This is a genomic window from Streptomyces sp. NPDC006655, assembly GCF_040703965.1.
GTDB lineage: Bacteria > Actinomycetota > Actinomycetes > Streptomycetales > Streptomycetaceae > Streptomyces.
Genome location: NZ_JBEYJU010000175.1, coordinates 1 through 9,002 on the forward strand (window position 1 = coordinate 1; position 9,002 = coordinate 9,002).

10 protein-coding genes and 1 tRNA gene are annotated in these 9,002 nt (G+C 72.6%); 5 read left to right on the forward strand and 6 right to left on the reverse strand.

All coding sequences use genetic code 11. The features are described from left to right. Positions 1-22: 22 nt before the first annotated feature. Together AB0958_RS43230 and AB0958_RS43235 are read right to left on the reverse strand one after the other, a co-directional pair. A tRNA-Pro gene (locus AB0958_RS43230) sits at positions 23-96 on the reverse strand. A 45-nt stretch (positions 97-141) separates the two neighbouring features. Next, positions 142-1,569 carry an MFS transporter gene (locus AB0958_RS43235; protein ID WP_366895979.1) on the reverse strand — a complete coding sequence of 476 codons (1,428 nt, stop codon included), beginning with the start codon at positions 1,567-1,569 and terminating at the stop codon, positions 142-144. A 161-nt stretch (positions 1,570-1,730) separates the two neighbouring features. On the opposite strand from AB0958_RS43235, the gene AB0958_RS43240 reads away from it, so the two are divergent. Then, a complete protein-coding gene (locus AB0958_RS43240) occupies positions 1,731-2,309 on the forward strand; it encodes a helix-turn-helix domain-containing protein (protein ID WP_366895980.1) in 579 nt (192 codons plus the stop codon). Positions 2,310-2,316: 7 nt separating this feature from the next. Here the strand turns inward: AB0958_RS43240 and AB0958_RS43245 are convergent, their stop codons facing one another. From AB0958_RS43245 to AB0958_RS43255, 3 genes are all read right to left on the reverse strand, one after another. Next, positions 2,317-3,414, reverse strand: coding sequence for a maleylacetate reductase (locus AB0958_RS43245; protein WP_366895981.1), 1,098 nt, complete (start codon positions 3,412-3,414; stop codon positions 2,317-2,319). Continuing rightward, complete coding sequence (locus AB0958_RS43250) at positions 3,411-4,268, reverse strand: intradiol ring-cleavage dioxygenase (protein WP_366895982.1); 858 nt, start codon at positions 4,266-4,268, stop codon at positions 3,411-3,413. The genes AB0958_RS43245 and AB0958_RS43250 overlap by 4 nt, the downstream gene beginning before the upstream one ends. Positions 4,269-4,351: 83 nt before the next feature. Beyond that, positions 4,352-4,864, reverse strand: coding sequence for a hypothetical protein (locus AB0958_RS43255; protein ID WP_366895983.1), 513 nt, complete (start codon positions 4,862-4,864; stop codon positions 4,352-4,354). Positions 4,865-5,049: 185 nt separating this feature from the next. On the opposite strand from AB0958_RS43255, the gene AB0958_RS43260 reads away from it, so the two are divergent. Beyond that, the gene (locus AB0958_RS43260; RefSeq protein WP_366895984.1) at positions 5,050-5,397 is read left to right on the forward strand and encodes a cupin domain-containing protein; all 348 of its coding nucleotides are present in this window, start codon (positions 5,050-5,052) and stop codon (positions 5,395-5,397) included. Positions 5,398-5,416: 19 nt separating this feature from the next. On the opposite strand, the gene AB0958_RS43265 is transcribed toward AB0958_RS43260, so the two are convergent. After that, positions 5,417-6,448: a LacI family DNA-binding transcriptional regulator gene (locus AB0958_RS43265; protein WP_366895985.1), complete on the reverse strand. Its 1,032-nt coding sequence runs from the start codon at positions 6,446-6,448 to the stop codon at positions 5,417-5,419. A gap of 154 nt (positions 6,449-6,602) precedes the next feature. Between AB0958_RS43265 and AB0958_RS43270 the strand changes: the two genes are divergently transcribed. From AB0958_RS43270 to AB0958_RS43280, 3 genes are all read left to right on the forward strand, one after another. Next, the gene (locus AB0958_RS43270; RefSeq protein ID WP_366895986.1) at positions 6,603-7,769 is read left to right on the forward strand and encodes a phytanoyl-CoA dioxygenase family protein; all 1,167 of its coding nucleotides are present in this window, start codon (positions 6,603-6,605) and stop codon (positions 7,767-7,769) included. A 15-nt stretch (positions 7,770-7,784) separates the two neighbouring features. Then, positions 7,785-8,561 carry an SDR family oxidoreductase gene (locus tag AB0958_RS43275; RefSeq protein ID WP_366895987.1) on the forward strand — a complete coding sequence of 259 codons (777 nt, stop codon included), beginning with the start codon at positions 7,785-7,787 and terminating at the stop codon, positions 8,559-8,561. A gap of 74 nt (positions 8,562-8,635) precedes the next feature. Beyond that, positions 8,636-9,002 (forward strand): Gfo/Idh/MocA family oxidoreductase (locus AB0958_RS43280; protein WP_366895988.1); only part of this gene is annotated, 367 nt, incomplete at its 3' end.

Here is a 9,002-nt window from a genome sequence, read left to right on the forward strand (position 1 = left end):
CCTGACCTGCGACTGTCTCCAGTCGGGACGACAGGATTTGAACCTGCGACCCCTTGACCCCCAGTCAAGTGCGCTACCAAGCTGCGCCACGTCCCGCTGCGCGGTCACGCGGTGGGCACCGCGTGATCACGCAGGTCAACACTACCGTACGTGTACGGGTGCCGCCGCCGGCCGGTCCGTGACCGGGCCGGTGACCCGGCTCGCGCGCCGGACCGGGACCAGGAGCGCGGCCCCGGCGGCGGTCAGGCAGAACAGGGTGAGCAGAGCCCAGGCGTGGGTGTAGCCAGAGGCGTACGGGAGCCCGGAGGGCTGGAGCCGGCCGGTGACCAGGACGCTGGTGAGCGCGGCGCCGACGGAGCCGCCGATGGTGCGGATGTTGGCGTTCATGCCGGTCGCGGCGCCGGTCTGCTCGGGCGGGACACTGCCGACGACGAGGTTGGCCATGGCGGCGAAGGCCAGTCCGATACCGAGGCCGAAGAGCCCCGCGACGACACCGATCTGCCACCGCTCGTCATGCCAGAGGGTGAGGAGTCCGCAGGCCAGCGCACCCAGCGCGGCCCCCGTGGTGAGCTGGGCCTTGGCACCGACGCGGGGTTCGAGACGGCCGCCGACGACGCCGGAGAGGAACATGGCGATCAGCATCGGCAGCATGAGCAGGCCGGACTCGGTGACGGTGGCCCCGAAGCCGTAGCCGGCCGTACCCGGGGTCTGGACGAAGCCGGGCAGGAAGGACCAGATCGCGTACATGCCGGCGCCGAAGAGCAGCGCCGCCGCGTTGGTGGTCCGGACGGCCGGGAGCCGCATCACGCGCAGGTCGATGAGCGGGCTCGCGGAGCGGGCCTCGGTGCGGAGCCAGACGGTGAACAGCACGACGGCCGTGGCGAACAGGCCGAGCACCCTGCCCGAGCCCCAGCCCCACTGGCCGGCCTGGCTCAGCGGCAGCAGCAGCGCCACCAGCCAGGCGGAGAGCAGCCCGGCGCCGAGCCAACTGACGCTGCCCTGGGCGCGCTTGGGTGACTCGGGGACATAGCGGGCGGCTATCAGGACCGTCACGGCGACGATGGCGACCGGGATCCAGAACAGCCAGCGGTAGTCCAGCGCCGAGACGATCGGGCCGGCGGCCACGATGCCGACGCCACCGCCGGCCGCGATCACCGCGGACAGGTTGCTGATGCTGCCGCTGACCTCGGCCGGACCGAACTCGTCCCGGATGATCCCGAAGGAGAGCGGGAACAGGGCGCCGCCGATGCCCTGGACCACCCGGGCGACGATCAGTACGCCGATGTTCGGCGCGACGGCGGCGAGCAGACAGCCGGCCAGGACGGCGAGCAGCACGGCGACGAGACTGCGCTTCTTGCCGGTCAGATCGCCGACCCGGCCGAGTATCGGGGTGAAGACCGAGGCGGACAGCAGATACGCCGTCATCACCCAGGTCGCGGTGGACTGCGAGGTGTGCATCGCGTGCTGGACGGTCGGCAGGGCCGGCGCGACCAGCGACTGGAGCATGGAGAACACGCCGGCACCGGTCGCGAGGACCGCGAAGGTGAGGCGGGTGGACTTCCGGGGCATGAAGGAGCCTCTCCGACATCGGAACGGAGGAGAACGGATCGGAACAGCAGTGACCGCACTGCTAAAGTGGAGGTTCCCCTCCACTCTAACGGAGGCAAGCCTCCACTTCAACCGAAGTCGAGGATCCCCTCCGGTTCAGTCCTGTCGCACGGGAGGCAGCAATGACGGACACCCCGTTCCCGGTCAGTGAGATCGTCGCGTCCCGGCGGCCCCACCGTAAGGACGCGGCCCGCAACTACGACGCGCTGATCACGGCCGCCCGCGAGGCGTTCGCCGAGCACGGCTCGGACGTCTCCCTGGAGGACGTCGCCCGCCGCGCGGGGGTCGGTATCGGGACCCTGTACCGGAACTTCCCCACCCGTCGCGACCTCTTCGAGAGCGTCTACGCGGACGAGGTCAACGCGCTGTGCCGGGCCGCCGTGGAACTCGGCGGGCAGGAGCCGTGGCAGGCCCTGACGTCCTGGCTGGACCGCTTCACCGGCTACATGGTCACCAAGCGGGCGGTGCGGGAGGCGCTCAACGACGAGTCGGAGATCTTCTCCGCCTGCCGGGACTCGATGTTCGCGGCCAGCGGTCCGTTGCTGGAGAGAGCCCAGCAGGCGGGCGTGGTGCGGACCGACATGGAGATCGGCGACCTGCTGAGAATGGTCTCCGGCATCACGGCCACCGCCTTCGAGGACGAGGCCCAGCGGGACCGGGTGATGGGGATCGCCCTGGACGGCGTGCGAACGGTGCGCTGAGCACCCGTCAGGCGCTCGGCGACCTGCCCTCGTACGCCGCCCGCAGCACTGCCAGCGCGTCCTCGGCCGTCACCGGCCGGGGATTGGCGTACGCCTGACCCGCCACCTGCTCGGCGGCCGCCGGCAAGTCGGCCTCCTTCAGACCGAGTTCGGCGAGGGAACGCGGTGCTCCGAGGCGCACGCCCAGATCCCGCACCGCGCCGGGCGCGTCGTCCGTGCCCAGCGCCCGGCCCACGGCGGCGACCGCCCGCGGCGCCGCCGGCGCGTTGAAGGCGAGGGCGTACGGCAGCACCACCGTGTGGGTCTCGGCGTGCGGGAGGCCGAAGGTGCCCCCGAGGACATGGCAGAGCTTGTGGTGCAGGCCCATGGTGGTGGCCCCGAGACAGGTCCCGCACAGCCAGGCGCCGTACAGGGCCCGGGAGCGGGCCGGCAGGGAGTCCGGGGCGGCGGCGACCGCGGGCAGCGCGTCCGCCATCGCCCGTACCGCCTCCTCGGCCGTCAGTGCGACCAGCGGCGAGCCGTCCGGGGCGTACAGCGCCTCGACCGCGTGGGCGAGGGCGTTGATCCCGCTGGTCACCGAGAGCGGGACGGGCAGGGAGAGGGTGAGCTCGGGGTCGTACACGACGCTGCGCGGCAGGACGACGGGGTCGCGGCCGGTGCGTTTGGCGCCGTGCTCGGTCAGGCCCCAGACGGGGGTCATCTCGGAACCGGCGTAGGTGGAGGGCACGGCGATCAGCGGGAGGCCGGTGCGCAGGGCGACGGCCTTGCCGAGGCCGATGGCCGAGCCGCCGCCGACGGCCACGCAGCCGTCGGCGCCCGCGGCCCGGGCCACCTCGACGCCCCGGTCGGCGACCGCCACCGGGACGTGCATCCTGGCCCCCGTGTGCAGTCCCGCGCAGGCCGGTCCGAGCGAGTCGGCGACCGCCCGCGCGGTGTCCGCGCCCCGCTCGCCACTGAGCACCAGCAGCCGACGCAGCCCCAGCCGCCGGGCCTCCTCGGCGGTCGCGGTGAGCGCGGCACCGGCCCGGAACACCACCCGCGCGGCCCACGTCTCGTGCACGAAGCCGGGATCCCCGGCGTCCGGCTGCCCGCCGCCGCGGTTCACGAGGGGTCCAGCACGAGGTCGAAGCGGGCGTGCCGGAAGGGGTTGGCCACCTCGAACTCCGCGGCCAGGGCCGGGTCGTCGGTCGGCGCGAAGTCCTTGACCAGGCTGTGCTTCACCGCGAACACGGCGTCCGAGTCCAGGTACGCGCCGCCGGCGACGAAGATGTGCGTGGTGACCGGTTCGTGTCCGTCGGCCGAGACGATGAAGTGGATGTGGGCGGGCCGGTAGGGGTGCCTTCCGGTGGCCTCCAGCAGGTCGCCCACCGGGCCGTCGGTGGGGATCGGGTAGGCGCTGGGCACACAGGTGCGGAACCAGAAGCGGCCCTCGGCGTCCGCGGTGAACAGCCCCCGCCCGTTGCCGGCCGGCTGGACCCCGGGCTGCTGCACGTCGTAGAAGCCGTGCGGGTCGGCCTGCCACACGTCCAGGACCGCGCCGGGCAGCGGGGTGCCGTCGGCGGCGCGGACGACACCGCTGACCACACAGGGTTCGCCGGTGCCGACGAGGTCGATGTCGGCGCCCAGCTCCCGCACCGGGGACTCGGTCATGTGGAAGGGCCCGAGGACGGTCGACTCGGTGCGCCCGGGAGCGCTGTGCCCGTTGATCTTCTCGACCAGCATGGACAGGCCCAGCACGTCGGAGAGCAGGATGAACTCCTGCCGGGTGTCCGTGCAGGTCTGCCCGGTCGCGGTGAGGAACGCGATCGCCGCCTCCCACTCGTCGCGGCTCAGCCGGGTCTCGCTCGCGAAGGCGTGCAGATGGCGGATGAGCGCGGTGAGCAGTTCGCGCAGCCGGGGGTCGTCGGTGCCCCGCAGACTCTCCACGGCCTCGGTGGTGACCGCGTCTTCGATTGTCATGCCGGCTCCTTGCCCGGAGGAACAGTGACCTTGAGTGATCGTAAACCCGTTCACCGTTCAGTGAACGTGATCCGGCCGTGGGTCTACTTGATGAACGCGTTGGCGACCACCACGACCACCCCCAGCAGCGCGTCGACCGCCCCGATGAGCACGGCCGCGAACCAACTCCGCCGTGACCGGCGGGCGGTGACGAGCCCGAGGCCGAACAGGATCACGATGTTCAGGATGAACGCCGGGTACTCGATGCCCTCGGCCGGCCACCAGCCCCAGCCGGCGCCCGCGAGCAGGAACACCGTGGGGAGCACGGCGGTGACCAGCGGCCATTCCTCGGCCAGGCTGTGCAGCACGTCCCAACTCCGCTGCGGGGTCCGCTCGGCGATGTAGTGGGCGTAGCCGTGGGCCAGCGCGGACGCGCAGGCGGTGACCAGCAGCCACACGGCGTCGTAGCGGCGGCCGGCGGCGGAGGTGTGACCGTACTGGCTGAGGGCGGCGACCATCGAGCAGGCCAGCACGGCGCCGTAGACCCCGCCGAACAGGATCGCCTCACGGGTGTCGTGCGAACGCGGCCGGGGCGTGGCCGGCGTCGGGTCAGCCATGCTCACCACGATCACTTGGGCCGCCCTCCCCCGCCAGTGGGGACAGATCGCCCCCGCCGTGCCCGACGGCACGACGGCACGACGGCACGACGGCACGACGGCACGACGAAGTGTCCTTGCACCAGGCCCGATGCCCGGCACCCTGTCCACGGTGCGGCGTCCGGCCGGCTCGCTAGGGTCGGCGCATGACGACGCCCAGCTTCGCCCTGCACATCCCCGACGCCGTACTCGAACCCGACCCGCTCGACCCGGCGCAGATCGTCTCCGGCACCCCCGAGGTGACCGGGAAGGTGGTCTGGGAGTCCGCCGACGGCAAGCAGGTCCGCGGCATCTGGCAGATCACCCCGGGGGTGGTCACCGACACCGAGGCCGACGAGCTGTTCGTGGTGGTCAGCGGCTCGGCGACGATCGAGGTCGAGGGCGGGGAGACGTTCCGGGTGGGCCCCGGCGACCTGGCCGTGCTGCGCGCGGGCGACCGGACGACGTGGACGGTGCACGAGACGCTCCGCAAGGCGTACGCGATCAGTCTCTGAGGGCCCCCTGCGAGGGTGCTCAGCGGGTCGGGGGCGTCGGCATGTTGTAGGGCGTGACCACCTGGATCGCCGACGGCAGCGTCGGGCCGGCCGGGGGCAGCGCGCCCTGGGCGCGCATCACCAGGTGGCAGGCCTCGCGCATGTCGTGGCGCAGGTCGTGGTGGAGGACGGCGGACAGCCGGTGCTCGCGCAGCAGGCGGGTGTTGTCGTGGTCGAGGTCGTGGGCGACGAACACCGCGCACTCGCGCCCCAGTTCGGCGAAGGCGCGCAGGGTGGCGATGTTGCCGCCGCCGATCGAGTAGACGGCCCGGATCTCCGGGTCGCGTTCCAGGGCGGCGCGGACCAGGTCGTACTGGGTGGCGTCCAGGCCCTGGCCCTCGGCGATCTCCACCAGGGTGCGCTCGGGGTGGGTGGCCCGCATGACGCCGCGGAAGCCCATCTCGCGCTCCTCCTCGTTGCGGAAGAAGCCGCTGCTGAGGCTGGTGAGGACGTTGCCCGGCCGGTCGCCGAGCCACTGGCCCATCAGATAGGCGGCGGTGGCTCCCGCGGCGCGGTTGTCGCTGCCGACGTACGCGAGCCGGCCGCTCGCGGGCAGGTCGGTGACCAGGGTGACGACCGGGATCTGCGCGGACCGCAGCCGCCCGACAGCGGCGGTGACCTCGGGGACGTCCGGTGCCTTGAGGATCACTCCCTGGGAGCCCCGCCGGGCGATCCGGTCCAGTGTCTGCACCAGTTCGGCGACCGGCCCGGTCTCCCGGAAGTGGAACCGGCAGCGCACCACCGCCGGGTGCAGCGACGGCAGTTCCGCCTCCAGCGCGGCCCGCACGGCGGTGGTGAACCGCTCGGGCGCGTGCATCACGATGTCGACCATGAAGGTACGGCCGACCAGCCGGACCTGGGTCCGCTGCCGGTCCAGGTCGGCGATCGCCTGCCGCACCTCGCGTTCGGTGCTCTCCCGCACCCCGCCCCGGCCGTTCAGCACCCGGTCCACGGTGGCCTCACTGAGACCGGCCTGACGGGCGATCTCACGGATGGGGAAGGGGTGGCCCACGGCCTGTCTCCTTGAGGGGTTTTTGATGGCCGGCTGCTGATTGTTCGAGGGGTTTGTACTGACAAGAATGACAGAGCCCCGCCGCTCCCGTGGCCGCACCCCCCTGGCCCCGCCCGCGGCCGTGACCGTGACCGTGACCGAAAGCAGGACACCGATGTCCCTAGCAGCCGAACAGGGCCGCCCCTGGCTGTCGCCGCAGGACTGCGACCTCGGCACGTTCCGCGACCTGGTCGAGCGGACCACCGACCCGGCCGACTACCCGCACGCGTCGGCCGTGGAGGACGGCGTCCTCGTCTACGACAGCGAGCGGCTGCGCGGCGAGGGGGCGTCGCACGGGCTGCGGACCGAACTGGTCCGCGCCCTGACGGACGGCCCCGGTGTCGTCGTCTTCCGGGGCGCGTTCCCCGATCCGGGGGTGGTCGACCGGGCCACGGCGGTGTTCGAGGCGCTGCTCTCGGAGCAGCGCGAGTCGGGGGCGCGGGCCGGCGACCACTTCGCGAGGCCGGGCGCCAACGAACGGGTGTGGAACGCCCTGGAGAAGGCGGCGCTGTACGACCCGGAGGCGTTCGCCGACTACTACGCCAACGACGTCGTGGCGCTGGTCTCACTGGCCTGGCTGGGCCCCGGCTACCAGATCACCTCCCAGGTCAACGTGGTCAACCCGGGCGGCGCGGCGCAGACCGCGCACCGCGACTACCACCTCGGTTTCCTCTCCGACGAGCAGGCCGAGGCCTATCCGGCGCACGTGCACCGCCTCTCCCCCGTGCTCACCCTGCAGGGCGCGGTCGCGCACTGCGACATGCCGGTGGAGTCCGGGCCGACCATGTACCTCCCCTACTCCCAGACCTACGAGCCGGGCTACCTGGCCTGGCGGCGGCCGGAGTTCCAGGCCTACTTCAAGACCCACCACGTGCAGCCGGCGCTCGCCAAGGGCGACGCCGCGTTCTTCAACCCGGCGCTGTTCCACGCGGCCGGCACCAACCGGACCCTCGACGTGCGCCGGACGGCCAACCTGCTCCAGGTGTCCTCGGCCTTCGGCCGGCCCATGGAGACCGTGGACCGGGAGGCGGTGGTCAACGCGGTCTACCCGGTGCTGCGCCGGCGCCGCTCGGAGGGCGCGGGCGAGACGTGGCTGGAGCACGTGATCGCCGCGAGCGCCGAGGGCTATCCGTTCCCGACCAACCTCGACAGTGATCCGCCGGTCGACGGCATGGCTCCGCCCTCGCAGGCGGACCTGGTGCGACGGGCGCTGCGGGAGGACTGGCTGCCGCGGGTGCTGCGGGACGAACTACGGGCCGCCGCGGCCCGGCGCGAGAGCTGAAAGGGCGATGATCACATGGGACTCCTCGACGACAAGGTCGTCCTCGTCAACGGCGGCAGCCAGGGCGTCGGCGCGGCCGTCGCGCGGGCCGCGGTCCGTGAGGGCGCGACGGTGGCCGTGACCGGCCGCCGCCCGGAGCCCGGCGAGGCCCTGGTGGCCGAACTGTCGGCCGCGGGCGGCAAGGCCCTGTTCGTGCGCGCCGACCTCGCCGACGCCGAACAGGCCGGGTCCTCGGCGGCCGAGGTGATCGGCGCGTACGGCCGGATCGACTGCCTGGTCAACGCGGCGGGGCTCACGTCCCGGGGCACCCTCCTCGACACCACGCCCGAGCTGTTCGACCAGCACGTCGCGGTCAACCTCAGGGGACCGTTCTTCGCGATGCAGGCGGCGGTCGCCGACATGGTCGGCCGCAAGGCGCCCGGCACGATCGTCAACATCATCACGTTCGACGCCCACGGCGGGCAGCCGTTCCTCGCGCCGTACGTCGCGGCCAAGGCCGGTCTGATCGGCCTGACCCGCAACGCGGCGCACGCGCACCGGTGGGACCGGGTGCGGATCAACGGGCTGAACATCGGCTGGACGGCGACGGAGGGGGAGGACGCGACGCAGCGGGCGTTCCACGGGGCGGGGGACGACTGGCTCGAGGACGCCGCGGCCAAGGTGCCGATGGGCAGGCTGGGGCAGCCGGACGAGATCGCCGACTTCGTGGTGTTCCTGCTGTCGGAGCGGTCGGGAGTGGTCACCGGATCGGTGATCGACTGGGACCAGAACGTCCTGGGGGGTCTCGGCTAGAAGTCCGCCGCCCGCACAGCCCCGCGCCCCTTCGAAGGCGCCTCACCATCCAGCAGTCAAGGAGTGACACCCCCATGCGTATCGGAATCCTCGGCCTCGGCCGCATCGGCGCCTTCCACGCCGAGACCCTCTCCGGGCTCGACGCCGTCGAGTCGCTCGTCCTCACCGACCCGTTCGCGGACGCCGCGAAGGCCGCCGCCGAGAAGTTCGGGGGCGAGGTCGTGGACTCGCCCGAGGCGCTGCTCGCCGCCGGGGTGGACGGCATCGTCGTGGCCGCCGCCACCGACGCCCACCCCGCCCTGATCCTGGCCGGTGTCGAGGCCGGCGTCCCGGTCTTCTGCGAGAAGCCCGTCGCCAAGCACATGAGCGACGGCGTCGAGGTCCTCAAGGCCGTCCAGGGCAGGGGCGTGCCCATCCAGATCGGGTACAACCGGCGTTTCG

Coding starts and splice junctions, on each gene's coding strand:
- AB0958_RS43235 (WP_366895979.1), bottom strand. CDS start 1,569: ATGCCCCGGAAGTCCACCCGCCTCACCTTCGCGGTCCTCGCGACCGGT.
- AB0958_RS43240 (WP_366895980.1), top strand. CDS start 1,731: ATGACGGACACCCCGTTCCCGGTCAGTGAGATCGTCGCGTCCCGGCGG.
- AB0958_RS43250 (WP_366895982.1), bottom strand. CDS start 4,268: ATGACAATCGAAGACGCGGTCACCACCGAGGCCGTGGAGAGTCTGCGG.
- AB0958_RS43255 (WP_366895983.1), bottom strand. CDS start 4,864: ATGGCTGACCCGACGCCGGCCACGCCCCGGCCGCGTTCGCACGACACC.
- AB0958_RS43260 (WP_366895984.1), top strand. CDS start 5,050: ATGACGACGCCCAGCTTCGCCCTGCACATCCCCGACGCCGTACTCGAA.
- AB0958_RS43270 (WP_366895986.1), top strand. CDS start 6,603: ATGTCCCTAGCAGCCGAACAGGGCCGCCCCTGGCTGTCGCCGCAGGAC.
- AB0958_RS43275 (WP_366895987.1), top strand. CDS start 7,785: ATGGGACTCCTCGACGACAAGGTCGTCCTCGTCAACGGCGGCAGCCAG.